Annotated in this window: 16 protein-coding genes; 3 read left to right on the top strand and 13 right to left on the bottom strand. The window is 70.9% G+C overall.

Translation table 11 applies throughout. The annotated features are described in order from the left end of the window. The first annotated feature begins 35 nt into the window (after nucleotides 1-35). Nucleotides 36-227, top strand: coding sequence for a hypothetical protein (locus ABZW17_RS01360; RefSeq protein WP_354808425.1), 192 nt, complete (start codon nucleotides 36-38; stop codon nucleotides 225-227). On the opposite strand, the gene ABZW17_RS01355 is transcribed toward ABZW17_RS01360, so the two are convergent. From ABZW17_RS01355 to ABZW17_RS01340, 4 genes are read right to left on the bottom strand one after another with little or no spacing between them, the layout of a single operon-like run. Further along, nucleotides 224-991 carry a 3-oxoacyl-ACP reductase gene (locus ABZW17_RS01355; RefSeq protein ID WP_354808423.1) on the bottom strand — a complete coding sequence of 256 codons (768 nt, stop codon included), beginning with the start codon at nucleotides 989-991 and terminating at the stop codon, nucleotides 224-226. The genes ABZW17_RS01360 and ABZW17_RS01355 overlap by 4 nt on opposite strands. After that, on the bottom strand, nucleotides 991-2,358 hold the full coding sequence (locus ABZW17_RS01350) for an aldehyde dehydrogenase family protein (RefSeq protein WP_354808421.1): 1,368 nt from the start codon (nucleotides 2,356-2,358) through the stop codon (nucleotides 991-993). Before ABZW17_RS01350 ends, ABZW17_RS01355 begins: the two co-directional genes overlap by 1 nt. Further along, complete coding sequence (locus ABZW17_RS01345; RefSeq protein ID WP_354808419.1) at nucleotides 2,355-3,065, bottom strand: gamma-glutamyl-gamma-aminobutyrate hydrolase family protein; 711 nt, start codon at nucleotides 3,063-3,065, stop codon at nucleotides 2,355-2,357. The genes ABZW17_RS01350 and ABZW17_RS01345 overlap by 4 nt, the downstream gene beginning before the upstream one ends. Beyond that, complete coding sequence (locus ABZW17_RS01340; RefSeq protein ID WP_354808615.1) at nucleotides 3,046-4,392, bottom strand: glutamine synthetase family protein; 1,347 nt, start codon at nucleotides 4,390-4,392, stop codon at nucleotides 3,046-3,048. Before ABZW17_RS01340 ends, ABZW17_RS01345 begins: the two co-directional genes overlap by 20 nt. Before the next feature lie 228 nt (nucleotides 4,393-4,620). Between ABZW17_RS01340 and ABZW17_RS01335 the strand changes: the two genes are divergently transcribed. Continuing rightward, entirely contained in the window at nucleotides 4,621-5,145 is a 525-nt protein-coding gene (locus ABZW17_RS01335) for a general stress protein (protein ID WP_354808417.1), read from the top strand. A gap of 451 nt (nucleotides 5,146-5,596) precedes the next feature. Here the strand turns inward: ABZW17_RS01335 and ABZW17_RS01330 are convergent, their stop codons facing one another. The 3 genes from ABZW17_RS01330 to ABZW17_RS01320 all read right to left on the bottom strand — a co-directional run bounded on the left by ABZW17_RS01330 (nucleotide 5,597) and on the right by ABZW17_RS01320 (nucleotide 7,663). Continuing rightward, on the bottom strand, nucleotides 5,597-6,811 hold the full coding sequence (locus ABZW17_RS01330) for a hypothetical protein (protein WP_354808415.1): 1,215 nt from the start codon (nucleotides 6,809-6,811) through the stop codon (nucleotides 5,597-5,599). Then, a complete protein-coding gene (locus ABZW17_RS01325) occupies nucleotides 6,808-7,131 on the bottom strand; it encodes a PadR family transcriptional regulator (protein WP_086843254.1) in 324 nt (107 codons plus the stop codon). Before ABZW17_RS01325 ends, ABZW17_RS01330 begins: the two co-directional genes overlap by 4 nt. Nucleotides 7,132-7,216: 85 nt before the next feature. Continuing rightward, nucleotides 7,217-7,663, bottom strand: a complete 447-nt coding sequence (locus ABZW17_RS01320) for an Lrp/AsnC family transcriptional regulator (protein ID WP_354808413.1) — start codon at nucleotides 7,661-7,663, stop codon at nucleotides 7,217-7,219. Nucleotides 7,664-7,726: 63 nt separating this feature from the next. Between ABZW17_RS01320 and ABZW17_RS01315 the strand changes: the two genes are divergently transcribed. Next, a complete protein-coding gene (locus tag ABZW17_RS01315; protein ID WP_354808411.1) occupies nucleotides 7,727-8,629 on the top strand; it encodes an SMP-30/gluconolactonase/LRE family protein in 903 nt (300 codons plus the stop codon). Here the strand turns inward: ABZW17_RS01315 and ABZW17_RS01310 are convergent. The 6 genes from ABZW17_RS01310 to rnc all read right to left on the bottom strand — a co-directional run bounded on the left by ABZW17_RS01310 (nucleotide 8,626) and on the right by rnc (nucleotide 14,083). Continuing rightward, entirely contained in the window at nucleotides 8,626-9,795 is a 1,170-nt protein-coding gene (locus ABZW17_RS01310; protein WP_354808409.1) for an MAB_1171c family putative transporter, read from the bottom strand. The two genes, ABZW17_RS01315 and ABZW17_RS01310, sit on opposite strands and share 4 nt — an antisense overlap. Then, the gene (locus tag ABZW17_RS01305; RefSeq protein ID WP_354808407.1) at nucleotides 9,792-10,349 is read right to left on the bottom strand and encodes a hypothetical protein; all 558 of its coding nucleotides are present in this window, start codon (nucleotides 10,347-10,349) and stop codon (nucleotides 9,792-9,794) included. Before ABZW17_RS01305 ends, ABZW17_RS01310 begins: the two co-directional genes overlap by 4 nt. A 145-nt stretch (nucleotides 10,350-10,494) precedes the next feature. Beyond that, nucleotides 10,495-10,929 (bottom strand): XRE family transcriptional regulator, encoded by a 435-nt coding sequence (locus tag ABZW17_RS01300; RefSeq protein WP_354808405.1) that lies wholly within the window; start codon nucleotides 10,927-10,929, stop codon nucleotides 10,495-10,497. Between the two features lie 58 nt (nucleotides 10,930-10,987). Then, the gene (gene mutM, locus ABZW17_RS01295) at nucleotides 10,988-11,857 is read right to left on the bottom strand and encodes a bifunctional DNA-formamidopyrimidine glycosylase/DNA-(apurinic or apyrimidinic site) lyase (RefSeq protein WP_354808403.1); all 870 of its coding nucleotides are present in this window, start codon (nucleotides 11,855-11,857) and stop codon (nucleotides 10,988-10,990) included. Nucleotides 11,858-11,888: 31 nt separating this feature from the next. Next, complete coding sequence (locus ABZW17_RS01290) at nucleotides 11,889-13,244, bottom strand: polysaccharide lyase 6 family protein (protein WP_354808401.1); 1,356 nt, start codon at nucleotides 13,242-13,244, stop codon at nucleotides 11,889-11,891. 89 nt (nucleotides 13,245-13,333) lie between these two features. Beyond that, complete coding sequence (gene rnc, locus ABZW17_RS01285; RefSeq protein WP_354808399.1) at nucleotides 13,334-14,083, bottom strand: ribonuclease III; 750 nt, start codon at nucleotides 14,081-14,083, stop codon at nucleotides 13,334-13,336. Between the last annotated feature and the right edge of the window lie 11 nt (nucleotides 14,084-14,094).

Raw genomic sequence — 14,094 nt, 5'->3', positions numbered from 1 at the left:
GACGAATCGCCCGGGCGCGGCCGACGCTGGTCACCATGACCACCACCGTCATCGCCCTCACCCTGATCGTCGGCGTCCTGACCTTCGCCGCCGGCGCGTTCCTCGCCTCCGAGGTCGCCACCCGGATCCTGCGGCGCCGGGAGAAAGCCATCTCCGAAGAACGCAAGCGCCTCAACGCCGCCTGGAAGTTCCTTAAGGAGGTCTACGGCGTCAAGACCCGCCGTTAGAGCGGGGTGACGTACGCGCCCGAGATGCCGCCGTCGACCAGGAACTGGGACGCCGTGATGAAACTCGCGTCGTCGCTGGCCAGGAAGGCCACCGCGCCCGCGATCTCCTCCGGCTCCGCGAACCGGCCGACCGGGACGTGGATCAGGCGGCGGGCCGCGCGTTCCGGGTCCTTGGCGAACAGCTCCTTCAGCAGCGGCGTGTTCACCGGGCCCGGGCACAGCGCGTTGACGCGGATGTTCTCCCGCGCGAACTGCACCCCGAGCTCGCGGCTCATCGCGAGCACCCCGCCCTTGGACGCCGTGTACGAAATCTGCGACGTCGCCGCGCCCATCACGGCCACGAACGACGCCGTGTTGATGATCGAACCGCGGCCCTGGCGCTGCATGTGCGGCAGGACCGCCTTGCAGCAGTGGTACACCGAGGTCAGGTTGACGCGCTGGACCCGGTCCCACGCCTCGATGCCGGTGGTCAGGATCGAGTCGTCCTCGGGCGGCGAAATCCCCGCGTTGTTGAAGGCGACGTCGACCGAGCCGAACTGCTCGACCGTGCTGTGGAACAGGTTCTCGACCTGCTCGGCGTCGGTGACGTCGGTCTGGATGAACGCGCCGCCGATGTCGTCGGCGGCCGCCTTGCCCTCGACCGGCGAGAGGTCCGCGATGACGACCTTCGCACCCTCGCTCGCCAGACGGCGGGCCGAGGCGAGCCCGATGCCGCTCGCGCCGCCGGTGATGACCGCGACGCGGCCTTCGAAACGCTGGACCATTACTCCTCCGTGCTCAGAAAGACGTTCTTGGTTTCGGTGAACGCCGCGGCGGCGTCCGGGCCGAGCTCGCGGCCGAGGCCGGACTGCTTGAAGCCGCCGAACGGCGTCCAGTAGCGCACCGACGAGTGCGAGTTCACCGAGAGGTTGCCGGATTCGACGCCGCGCGCAACCCGGAACGCGCGGCCGGCGTCGCGGGTCCAGATCGACCCGGACAGGCCGTATTCGGTCGCGTTGGCCATCCGGACCGCCTCGGCCTCGTCCGCGAACGGCACGACGGCGACGACCGGGCCGAAGACCTCCTCCGCGGCGAGCGGGTGGCGCAGGTCGGGCGGGGTGACGACGGTCGGCGGGAACCAGAAGCCGCGGCCTTCGGGAGCGGAGCCGCGGAACGCCACGGGCGCGTCGGCCGGGACGTAGGAGGCGACCTTCTCCCGGTGCGCGGCCGAGATCAGCGGGCCCATCTCGGTCTTCTCGTCGCCGGGGTCGCCGACGACGACGCCGTGCACCGCGGGCTCGAGCAGCTCCATGAACCGGTCGTACGCGCTCGCCTGCACGAGGATCAGCGACCGCGCGCAGCAGTCCTGGCCCGCGTTGTCGAAGACGCCGTAGGGCGCGGTCGCCGCGGCCTTCTCCAGGTCGGAGTCGGCGAAGACGATGTTCGCGTTCTTGCCGCCCAGCTCCAGCGTCACGCGCTTCACCTGGGCCGCGCAGCCGGCCATGATCTGCTTGCCGACCTCGGTCGAGCCGGTGAAGACGACCTTGCGCACGCCCGGGTGGTCCACGAACCGCTGCCCGACCACGGATCCCTTGCCGGGCAGCACCTGGAAGACGTCCTCCGGGATGCCCGCCTCGCGCGCCAGCTCGGCCAGCCGGATGGCGGTCAGCGGCGTCAGCTCGGCCGGTTTGAGGACGACGGTGTTCCCGGCGGCGAGCGCGGGCGCGAACCCCCAGCCGGCGATCGGCATCGGGAAGTTCCACGGGACGATCACGCCGACCACGCCCAGGGGTTCCTGGAAGGTGACGTTGATCCCGCCCGGGACCGGGATCTGCCTGCCGATCAGGCGTTCCGGCGCCGCGGAGTAGTAGTTGAGCACGTCCCGGACGTTGCCCGCCTCCCAGCGGGCGTTGCCGATGGTGTGCCCGGAGTTCTCGACCTCCAGCCGCGCGAGGTGCTCGATGTCGGCCTCGACGGCGTCGGCGAAGCGGCGCAGCAGCCGTGCGCGGTCGCCGGGGGTGACGTCGCGCCACGCCGGGAAGGCCGCGTGCGCGCGGGCGATCGCCGCGTCGGTCTCCTCCGCGCTCGTCAGCGGGACGCTCCGCACCACCTCCTCGGTGGCGGGGTTCAGGACGTCGAAACTCGTGGTCATCGGTTCTCCTTGCTCGCTTCGACGAGAGCCTGGAACAGCCGGACGTCGTCGGTGTCCTGCTCGGGGTGCCACTGGACGCCGAGGGTGAACTCACCGGGTAGTTCGGCGGCCTCGATCGTGCCGTCGGCGGCCCAGCCGACGGCCACCAGGCCGGTGCCGAGCCGGTCGATCGCCTGGTGGTGGTAGCACAAGGTCTTGGTTTCGGGTCCGAGGATCGCCGCCGCCCGGCTGCCTTCGGCCAGCGTGACGGTCCCCCGGCCGAACGTCGCCGGGGCGGGCTGGTGCTCGGTGGTCCCCGCGGTCTCGGGCAGGTGCTGGGTCAGGGTGCCGCCGAGGGCGACGCTGATCACCTGCAGGCCGCGGCACACGCCGAGCACGGGCTTGCCTGCCTTGCGCGCGGCGTCGAACAGGCCGAACTCGAAGGCGTCCCGCTGCGGCCGGACGTAGGTGGCCGGGTGCGGCTCGTGGCCGTAGCGGGCGGGCTCGACGTCGGCGCCGCCGGTGAGCACCAGGGCGTCCACAGTGGACATCAGGCGCTCGTACCCGGCCGGCACCGGGGGCAGCAGCACCGGGATGCCGCCCGCCGCGACGACGCAGTCGACGTAGACGCGGTGCAGCAGCGCGGCTTCGGTCTCCCAGACGCCGAACTTCGCGGGTTCGAGGTAGCTGGTGAGGCCGATGACCGGCTCAAAGTCGCTCGAAGCCACGGATCAGCTCCCAGTCGGTGACGGCGGCGTTGTAGGCGTCGATCTCGATCTTCGCCGCGTTCAGGTAGTGGTCGACGACGTCGTCGCCGAAGGCCTCCCGCGCCAGGCCGCTCCCCGTGAGGGCCGCGGCGGCCTCGGGCAGCGTCGTCGGCACGGTGGCACGATCGGAGTGGTAGGCGTTGCCGGTGAAGGGCGCTTCGAGCTCCAGCTCGTTCTCGATGCCGTGCAGGCCGGCGGCGACGAGCGCGGCGACGGCCAGGTACGGGTTGACGTCCCCGCCCGGCACGCGGTTTTCCACGCGCAGGGATTCGCCGTGCCCGACGACCCGCAGCGCGCACGTGCGGTTGTCGGTGCCCCACGCGATCGCGGTCGGCGCGAAGCTGCCGGGCACGAACCGCTTGTAGGAGTTGACGTTCGGCGCGAAGAAGTACGTCAGCTCGTGCAGCCCGGCGAGCTGACCGGCGAGGAAGTGCTCCATCAGCTTCGAGAAGCCGTGTTCGCCGTCACCGGCCAGGACGGCCCGGCCTTCGGTGGAGCGCAGGCTGATGTGGATGTGGCAGGAGTTGCCCTCGCGCTCGTTGTACTTCGCCATGAAGGTGAGGCTCCTGCCCTCCTGCGCGGCGATCTCCTTGGCGCCGTTCTTGTAGACGCTGTGGTTGTCGCACGTGCTCAGGGCGTCGGTGTAGCGGAAGGCGATCTCCTGCTGGCCGGGGTTGCACTCGCCCTTGGCGGACTCCGGGTAGAGCCCGGCGCCGGCCATGTCGTTGCGGATGCGGCGCAGCAGCGGCTCCAGCCGCGCGGTGCCGAGCATCGAGTAGTCGACGTTGTACTGGTTGGCGGGCTTGAGGCCGTGGTAGCGCTTGTCCCAGGCGGCCTCGTAGGTGTCGTCGAAGACGATGAACTCGAGCTCGGTGCCGACGTAGGCGGCGAGCCCGCGTTCGGCGAGCCGGTCGAGCTGGCGGCGCAGGATCTGGCGCGGCGACATCGGGACGGGGCCGCCTTCGACGCGCTCGATGTCGGCGAGGACCAGCGCGGTGCCTTCGTGCCACGGGATCTCCCGCAGCGTCTCCAGGTCGGGGCGCAGCACGAAGTCGCCGTAGCCGCTGTCCCAGGAGGAAAGCGCGTAGCCGTCGACGGTGTTCATGTCGACGTCGACGGCGAGCAGGTAGTTGCACGCCTCGGTGGCGTGGCCGACGACCTCGTCGAGGAAGTACTCGGCCGAGCAGCGCTTGCCCTGCAGCCTGCCCTGCATGTCGGTGAGCGCGACGAGCACCGTGTCGATCGTGCCCGCGTCCACGCGCGCCCGGAGTTCGTCGAGCGTGAGCATGCCTCGCCTGCGTGCCATCGTCGCCCCAAAGGTTTGGTATGAATCCTTTGCCGGTCCTTCCTACCCGGTGACACCAGCCCGGTCAACCCGAAAAAAGGTATCTTTTTGAACCATTGAGGCGGCGGCCGGATTGTCCGGGTTGCCCGGCTGAGAAGAGTCTGTGAATTCACCCGGCCGGGAGGAAACCCGGGCCCCCGGACGTTGGACAGGGCAAGAGAGGTGAGATCGATGACCACAGCATTCACGCAGCAGAGCACGATCGGACAGCAGCAGGCCCGGCCCCAGCTGCCGACCCTGCCCACCGGCTGGCCGATCGGTTCGTACGAGTCCTACGAGCAGGCACAGCGCGCGGTCGACCACCTCGCGGGCACGGACTTCCCCGTCACCGACGTCACGATCGTCGGCGTGGAGCCGATGCTCGTCGAGCGGATCGCGGGCCGGATGTCGTGGGGCAAGGTCCTCGGCAGCGCGGCGACGTCCGGTGCGCTGTTCGGTGTCTTCCTCGGCCTGATGCTCAGCCTGCTCAACCCGGGCGCCGGCCTCGTCCCGATCGTCATCGGCCTGGTCGCCGGGCTCGGGTTCAACCTGCTCTTCGGCGCGCTGGGCTACGCGGTGAACCGGAACAAGCGCGGGTTCGTCTCGCAGAGCCAGCTGGTGGCCCGCCGCTACGACGTCCTGTCGCAGCCACGCAACGCCGAGAAGGGCCGCGCCCTGCTGGCCGACCTCGCGGCACGCAGCGCCTTCGGCCACTGACCCACCGGAACGAATCGAAGGCCGCCTCCCGAGGGAGGCGGCCTTCGCCGTGTCCGAGCAGCCCCCGTTTTCCACGCTACCGGGGAGGTCCGACAGTTCCGGGGTTCCGCGGCCGGTCGGACCCGACTTGTCCACAATCCCCGCTCACACCCCGATCATCCACACCGGCCCCGCAGGTGGCCCGGAACCGTCGGTGCCCGCCGGTAGCGTGGAAAACGGGGGCTGCTCAGGTACCCGAGGACACCACCGGCACATCGGCGACCGCGGCCTGTTCCTCCGCGCCGCAGTCCCCCCATCGCGCCCGGTCGTACTCCGACGGCGGCGTCTCCGCCGGAACTCGCAGGACCTCCGGGAACCGCTCCGGATCCACGACCGAACGCAGGGTCCGCAGGAAGGCCGACCGCGTGTCCGGCTCGACGGTCGGGTGAACGCCGGGAGCGGCCCCGCCCCCCTACCTCGTCGGAGTCGGTGACGTCGGCGTCGGTGACGCTGGCGGCGTGGTGGTCGCGGGCGGCACCGTCACCTTCGGGATCGCCGCGCTGAACGGCACCTGCGCGTTCTCGCGGCAGGCGCCGCGGTAGCCGTTGTAGCCGTTGTAGTTGCCCTGGTCGTCGGTGACGCCCTGCTCGATCTTCGGCCGCGGGAAGCGGTTGTCCTGGCCGATCTTCTGTCTGCTGCCGCTCGAACGCTCGCAGCCGTAGCGGGTCACCGTGAGCGGCCTGCCCTCTTCGTCGTAGAGGTAGACCTCGGTCAGCGGCTTGCCCTCGGCGTCGAAGGCGTAGACGTTGTCGACCTCGCGGCCGCCGTAGGTCAGCTGGTCGTTGCCGTAGCTGTCGGCCGAAGACGAGTAGTACTGCGGCGGGGAGTACGAACTGCCGCGGCCGAAGAGGTCGATCGCGGCGCCGAAGCCGCCCAGCGCGCCTCCGATGACGAACGCCGAGATCGGCACGGCCACCCACAGCAGCCGCCGGTCGGTGCGCACCCGCGGGCCCGCCCACAGCGCGGCGACGGCCGCGAGGACCAGGAACGGCAGCAGCAGCACGGCACTGCGGTGCCGCAGCACGAACAGCAGGCCGAAGCAGATCAGCGCGACGGCGCACAGGACCCACCACGCCGGCTTGAGCGAACCGGCGTAGCGCAGGAACTTGCCGGCGTCCTCCTGTTCGCGTCCCTTGGCCATGGTGGCGCGCAGCCAGGCGACCTCCGGCAGGGCCAGCACCGGCTCGACCCCGCCGCGCAGCAGCAGCACCAGGCTGACGAGGAACACCGGCGCGAACAGCAGGATGCCGACGAACGCGTCGGGGCTGAGGGAGACGGTGGCGCCGAAGGCGAGCAGGGCGAGCCCCAGCGCGCAGAACACCAGGCCCCACAGCGCGATCCGCGGTTTCACCAGGCTGGGCGCGGCCGTCGCGAGCACCTGCGTGGCGCCCTCGCCCGGCGCCGGGTAGCCGCCGGACGCGCGCAGCTCGGCGGCGTAGCTCTCCGGCGTGCCGAGCCGTTCGATCAGCGCCTCGACGCGGGCGCCCTCCCCCAGCTCGGCCTCGAGTTCCGCCAGGTGCGGGCGGACGTCTTCGAGGATCTCTTCGATCTCGCCCGCGGGCAGGTCGGCGAGCGCGGTCCGGACCCGCGCCAGATACACCCGCACGGCGGTCGGCTTGTCGCTCATGCTGCCTCTCCCAAAAGCACGTTCATCGTCGAAGCGAAGCTCTGCCAGGTCTTGCCCGACTCCGCCAGCCGGGCCCGGCCCGGCTCGTTCAGGCTGTAGTACTTGCGGTGGGGCCCCTCTTCGCTGGGCACCACGTACGAGGTCAGCAGGCCGGCCTTGTAGAGCCTGCGCAACGTCCCGTACACCGACGCGTCCCCCACCTCGTCCAGGCCGGCGGCCCGGAGTCTTCGCAGGACGTCGTACCCGTAGCCGTCCTCCTCGCGGAGCACCGCGAGAACGGCGAGATCGAGCACCCCTTTGAGCAGCTGACTGATCTCCACTGCACCCTCCAGTCTTACGCATGGGAAGGTACCACGCATTGCACAGTAGTGTGCACGGCGGAGGGCACCCGCGCGCCGGCGCGGCTCAGGCCCCGGTGTCCACCGGGCGTTCGAAGAAGGATTCGAGGACCACGATGGTCTGCGTGCCGGTGACGCCGTCGATCGCGAACAGGCGGCGCAGGGACGCCTGGAGATCTTCGGTCGTCGCCGTGCGCACCTTGACCAGTAGCGAGGCCGGACCGGCGATGATGTGCGCCTCGACCACTTCGGGCAGCGCCTCGAGGGCGTCGCGCACCGGCGAGTCGCCCATCCAGGCGTTCGCCTCGACGAGGACGAACGCCGCGACCCCGCGGCCGACCGCGGACGGGTCGACCTCCACGGTGGTCCGGCGGATCACCTCCTGCTCCCGGAGCTTGCGCACCCGCTCGTGGGCGGCCCCCGCGGAGAGCCCGACGGCCTTGCCGAGCGCGGCGTACGCCTGCGTCGCGTCCCGCTGCAGTTCCGCGAGCAGCATACGATCCACGTCATCCATACCTTGACCATATCAAGTTCGGTGCACCATGCTTTCGACAGAATCTCATTTAGGGGTGAGCGGATGGATCTGATCAAGACCGAGTTCGAGGTCCTCGACGAGCGGTTCAAGCGGGTCAACGGCGACGAGTGGATGCAGCGCCTGCACACCGGCTGCCGCTGGACCGAGGGCCCGGCGTACTTCCCGGCCGGCCGGTACCTGGTGTTCAGCGACATCCCGAACGACCGCACCCTGCGCTGGGACGAGACGACGGGCCGGGTCGGCGTGTTCCGGCAGCCGTCGAACTACGCGAACGGCCACACGGTCGACCGCCGCGGTCGCCTGGTCAGCTGCGAGCAGGGCACGCGCCGGGTGACGCGCACCGAGCACGACGGCTCGATCACGGTCCTCGCGTCGAAGTACGACGGGAAGCGGCTGAACAGCCCGAACGACGTCGTCGAGCACTCGGACGGGTCGATCTGGTTCACCGACCCGAGTTACGGCATCGACAGCGACTACGAGGGCTACCGCGCGGAAAGCGAGATCGGCGCCTGCCACGTGTACCGGGCGGCGCCGGACGGAACGGTGACCATCGTCGCCGACGACTTCTCGCGGCCGAACGGCCTGGCGTTCTCGGCGGACGAATCGCGCCTGTACATCGCCGACACCCGTCAGGACCCGAGCCACCTCCGGGTGTTCGACGTCGGCGAGAACGGGAAGCTGACCGGCGGCGAGGTGTTCGCGACGAGCGACGGCGGCGGCTTCGACGGGGTGCGCGTGGACGGCGAAGGCCAGGTGTGGGCGGCGGCCCACGACGGTCTGCACTGCTTCGCGGCGGACGGGACCCGGATCGGCAAGCTGCGGGTGCCCGAGGTCTGCTCGAACTTCACGTTCGGCGGGGCGAGGGGGAACGAGCTGTTCATCACCGCTTCGAGCTCGTTGTACACGCTGCGGGTGACGGTGAACGGGGCCCGGTACCCGCGTTAGCCGGTCTCGACCCGCTCGGCCAGGGCGTCGCGGCGTTGCCAGGCCCGGCTCACCCGGACCAGCCACGCCGCCTCGGCCGCGACGTCCGCGGCGGCGTCCGGTTCCGGCTCGTGGTCCGGTTCGCGGTCGTAGCGGCGCCCCGCCCGGCCCGCCTCGATCGCCGCCGCCAGCGTCACCGCTTCCACCGTGGCCGCCACTTCCGCCTCGCGGACGCCCGCCCGGCGGGCCGCCGCCTCCGCCCGGGCCGGGAGGTCCGGGTCGAAGTGGGCTCGCAGCGCCAGGTGGCCGTCGCGGATTTCGATGACCCGGCGGTACAGCGCGAACTCCGCGCCGCCCGCCAGTTCGCGGCCCGGGTCCAGGGCGATGCCCGGGACCGCCGTGCGCAACGCCGTCCACAGCGGCTCGATGCGGCGGTAGGCGCGGTACGCGTGGACCCGGCCGAGCACCGACGACACCGCCGGCGACCACGCGCTGAGCGTCGCCCCGGCCGCCACGGAGACGACCGTCACCGCCGCCAGGATCGACGACAGCACGTCTTCGCGGGCGCCGATCCGCGCCGCCTGCGCGAGGTGGCGGACGTCGTCGACGTCCCAGAACGTCCACGCGAAAGCCGAGCCCACGCCGACCACCAGCAGCCACAGCCCGGCGCGCAGCGGCCCCGGTTCCGCGTGCCACGCGCTGCGGGCGAACACCGCGAACAGCAGCCCCAGGCTGATCAGGCTGTAGAGCAGGAACAACGCCTTGTCGGCCAGGGCGAACGGCAGCCCGGCGCCGGAGAACACCGTGTCGTCGCCCACACGCCGCGGTTCGGAAAGGGCGAAACACACCGCCAGCAGCACCATCGTCGCGGCGGTGAACAACGCGTGCGGCGTGAGCCGGGCACCTTCGCCGCGCCACACCGACTGCGTGAACGCGACCGCGAACCCGATCGCGCCGAGCTTCAGCTCGTCGCCGGCCAGGCTCAGCACCCACTCGGCCACCGGGCCCGGGCCGGCCAGCGCCGACATCGCCGGCGTCAGCACGACGATGCCGGTGGCGATGCAGATGCCGAAGCCGGCGAGGAACCACATCGTGCGCGGCGGCTGGCTGCCGCGCGCCTCGATCAGCTTGTACCCGAACCCGGCGAAGCCCGCGAGGCAGAGGTAGTAGGCGAGCGACTCGGTCACGGCGCGCGGCGGCCGAACACGGAATCGAAGCGCCGCACGCCCTCCGGGACGCCGGGCGCCGGTTCGCGCGGCTCGGCGGGCCGGACGACGCGCTGCGCGAGCAGGCTCGCGACGAGTTCGGCTTCGCGCTCCTGGACCTCGGTGTAGGTGGTGCGCCCGAGCACCCGCCGGACGAGCTCGGGCGAGAGGTTCGGCATCAGCTGCCGCCCCGCCGCGGCGTCGATGGCCACGCCGTCGGCCCCGCCGTCGGAGCCGACGTGGCCGCACAGCAGGTGCCCGACCTCGTGCAGCAGGATGTGCCGCCGGTGCAGCGCGGTCGTGTTGGTCGGGTAGAGGATGTAGTCGGCGCGCTCGGTGCTCATCAGCAACCCGCACGGCGCGCCTTCGGGAGCGCTGACGGGCATCAGCTCGATCGGGCGGCCGCGCTCGGCGGCCAGCGCCGCGACGAAGGCCCCGGCGTCGAACGGTTCGGGCAGGCTGACGGCATCGGCGACTTCGCGTGCCCGCCGCCAGAGCGAGCGGGCGGGTCGCCGCCGCCACGGTGGTCGCGCCACTCCTCAGGCCTCCCTCACCACACCCGGCCGAACGGTTCCAGCCGGATCAACGCGGCAGGGGTCCCGTGGTTGCGCGGCCGGGGAAAATCCGACGCACGGACGCCGCCCATGGTTCCGCACGGGCGGCTCGAGGTCCGCGCCGGCGTCAGCTCTCCTTTTTCGGAGCGCCGCGGCCCGCCTCCCGGCGGGCGATCGCGTCGATCATGTCGCTGATCGTGTCCAGGCCGTCCGAGGACAACGTCACCGCGCGCAGGGCCAGGTCACGGACCCCCGCGTCGCGCAGCGCACCCAGCAGCGCCAGCTCCTCCGCGATCTTCGTGCTCTGCTCGTCGTCGAAGAAGTAGGCCGGGGGCACGCCGAAGAACTGCGCCAGTGCCTCGAGGTGGCGTTTGGTCGGGTTGTCGCGGCGGCCCGTGCGCAGCTGCCACAAGTACGTCGTCGAAAAGCTTTCGCCGGTGGCCTCGCGACAGGCCTTGGCGACCTCTTCGTTGCTGTACGGCTCCCGGTCGGGCCGGCGCACCACGTGGAACAGCCGGTCGATCTTGTCGGCCAGCGTCGACTTTCCGGGCTCCTTGACCACGATGCACTCCCTCAGCTACCAGGCACATTCATCCTAGCTGAAAGGCAACCCCCTTTTATCAACCCGAGTTCGCCCTCGGCCGCGGCTGGCAGCGCGGGCAGGAGAACGACGAACGGTTCATGAACGGCTCCCGCCGGATCGCCGTGCCGCACCGGTGGCACGGCAGGCCCTCCTGGCCGTACGCGTCCAGCGACCGGTCGAAGTACCCCGACTGGCCGTTGACGTTCACGTACAGCGCGTCGAACGACGTGCCGCCCGCGCCCAGCGCCGCGTTCATCACGTCCGACGCCGCCGAAAGCAGCTCGCGCCCCTTCGCCATGGTCAGCTTCGCGGTCGGCCGCGACCAGTGCAGGCGGGCGCGCCACAGGGCTTCGTCCGCGTAGATGTTGCCGATGCCCGACACCAGCGTCTGGTCCAGCAGCGCCCGTTTGACCTCCGTGCGCCGCGACCGCAGCGCGCGGACCGCACCGTCGAGGTCGAACCGCGGGTCCATCGGGTCACGCGCGATGTGCGCGATCGTGTCCGGCAGCAGCACGTCGTCCCCGACGTCGCCGAGGTCGTCGAGCGCCAGGCCGCCGAACGTCCGCTGGTCGACGAAGCGCAGCTCCGGCCCGTCGTCGTCGAAGCGCAGCCGAACCCGCAGATGCTTCTCGTCCGGCGCGCCCTCCGGCTGGACCAGCATCTGCCCGCTCATGCCGAGGTGGGCCAGCAGCGCCTCCTTATCGGACAGCTCCAGCCACAGGTACTTGCCCCGGCGCCGCGCCGCCTCGACCCGGGTGCCGGCGATCCGCTGCGCGAAGTCCTCCGCGCCCAGGGCGTGCCGGCGGATGGCGCGCGGGTGCAAGACCTCCGCCTCGCGGATGGTCCGCCCCGCGACGTGCGCCTGCAGGCCCACGCGGACGACTTCGACCTCGGGTAGTTCGGGCATACGGCCATTGTGCCCGGCGGGTACGACAGTTTCAGGAAGCGGCCGGTCCGACGTCGGCCTTCGTCAGCGGAACCCGGGTCGTGCCGGAGGCGAAGTACTCGTCGGCGCCGACGTCGAAGGTGCCCGTGCGGGCCTGCAGGTCGAAGTCCTTCGCCGCGTACGGGTACGAACCCACCCCGGCGTCGATCGCCGGGCTGCCGGAAGCCAGCCGGTAGAGCCCGGCGGCGTCCTTGACCAGCTTCGGGTCGACGTTCCGCGACGGCACCCCCGCGGTGGCGCCGAAGGTGATGTTGCCCTCGTACTTGACGGTCGACCCGCTCGGCAGCGTCACGAGCGTGCCCGAGGTTCCCTTGACGATGTTGTCCGCGACCACGCAGTCCTTCGGTTTGAAGGTGCCGCCGTCGCCGTCGATGACGCTGCTCGACCCGATCACCGTGTTGTAGGCGACGGTGTCGCGGTCCGGACGGTCGTGCAGCTTGCTCGTCGGCCCGCTGTCGGCTTCGTCGCCGGAGCCGAACACGATCGCCCGGCCGCCGGAGTTGGCGACGTAGTTGGCGACGATCTTGTGGTCGTTCCCGTGGAACCGGATGCCCGAGTCGAAGAGCAGGTTCCCCTCGACGGTGCTGCGGTTGCCGTGGCGCAGCACGATGTAGCCCTTGCTGTCGCGGATGGTGTTGTAGCGGATGACGTTGTCCGACGACTTCACCGAGATCGCCTCGATGTCGCCGTCGGCTTTCTCGAAGAGGTTGTTCTCGACGACCGCGTGCGCGGAGTAGGACTGGTGGTTGCTCAGCCCGAGCCGGATCGACTCGCCGCCGTTCGCGCCGGAGAACTGGTGGTTGTAGAAGTAGTTGTGGTGCACGTGGACGTTCTGCGCCATGGCGTCCGACGGCCCGAGGATCTGCAGGAACACGCCCTGGCTGGTGCGGTTCTGGAAGACGTTGTGGTCGACCTCGGTGTCGTCGCCGTTGACCGAGACCCAGTTGCCGTCACCGGTCAGCTGGAAGTCGTTGCGGGACAGGCGGTTGTGCGACGCCCCGGCCGGGACGCTCAGGGAAGCGCTTCCCCGGAACCGGAAACCCTGCAGCACGACGTTGTGGACGCCGCCGGCGAAGGAGAACGTCTTCGAGCCGGTGATCGTCGCCTTGCCGGTGTGCTCGGCGGCGATCGTCACCGGCGCCGAGCTCGAGCCGGACCGCTTGATCGACAGCGTCGAGCCCGCGGAGTAGCTTCCGTCGGCGAGCACGATCGTGTCACCGGGGTTCGCCTTGTCCATGGCGGACTGCAGCGACGACAGCGACGTGACGCGGGTCTGCGCGGCCGACGCGGCCGGGCCGGGCACGACGACGAGCGCCGCGGTGATCAAGGGAACGAAGAACAGGCGCATTCCGCCAACCTCTCAGTCGGGTACGAGCGCGGCGGATCGCCACACGCTACTGAGCGGTTCGGGAAATCGTCAACGGAGGTTCCCGCTGATCAGGACTCCGGTTCGGCCTGCTTCTGCGCCTCGAGTTCGGCGGACAGCGAACGCCAGGCCGTCTCGGCGGCCTTCTGCTCGGCTTCCTTCTTCGTCGACCCGGTGCCGTGCCCGAGGGGACGGCCGGCGATCAGCACGGTGGCCGTGAACTCCTTGCGGTGGTCCGGCCCGGTGTCCTCGACCTTGTACTCGGGCACGCCGAGCCCGGCCGACGCGGTCAGCTCCTGCAGGCTCGTCTTCCAGTCGAGCCCGGCCCCGCGCAGCGGCGCTTCGGCGAGCAAGGGGTCGAAGAGGTGGTGCACGAGCTTGCGGGCGATCTCGATGCCGTGCTCGAGGTAGGCGGCGCCGATGACGGCTTCCAGCCCGTCGGCGAGGATGCTCGCCTTGTCCCGGCCGCCGGTGAGCTCTTCGCCCTTGCCGAGCAGCAGGTGCGCCCCGAGCCCGCCCTCGCCGAGCCCGCGGGCCACCCGCGCCAGTGCGTGCATGTTGACCACGCTGGCGCGGAGCTTCGCGAGCTGACCTTCGGGCAGGTCGGGGTGTGTGGTGTAGAGGTGATCGGTGACGACCAGGCTGAGCACGGCGTCACCGAGGAACTCCAGCCGCTCGTTCGGCGGCAGACCTCCGTTTTCGTACGCGTACGAACGGTGGGTCAGCGAAAGCCGGAGCAGCTCGGGGTCCAAGGTGACCCCGAGCGCTTCGAGCAGCAGTGCCCGATCGGCTACCGGTCCCCCGGGCGTCTTGCCCCCCATGTCGGCTACCC

Origin of the sequence: Amycolatopsis sp. NPDC004625 (genome assembly GCF_040609695.1) — a bacterium.
GTDB lineage: Bacteria > Actinomycetota > Actinomycetes > Mycobacteriales > Pseudonocardiaceae > Amycolatopsis.
Note: the sequence above shows the minus strand (reverse complement) of the source record. Positions and strands in the feature narration are given on the sequence as shown.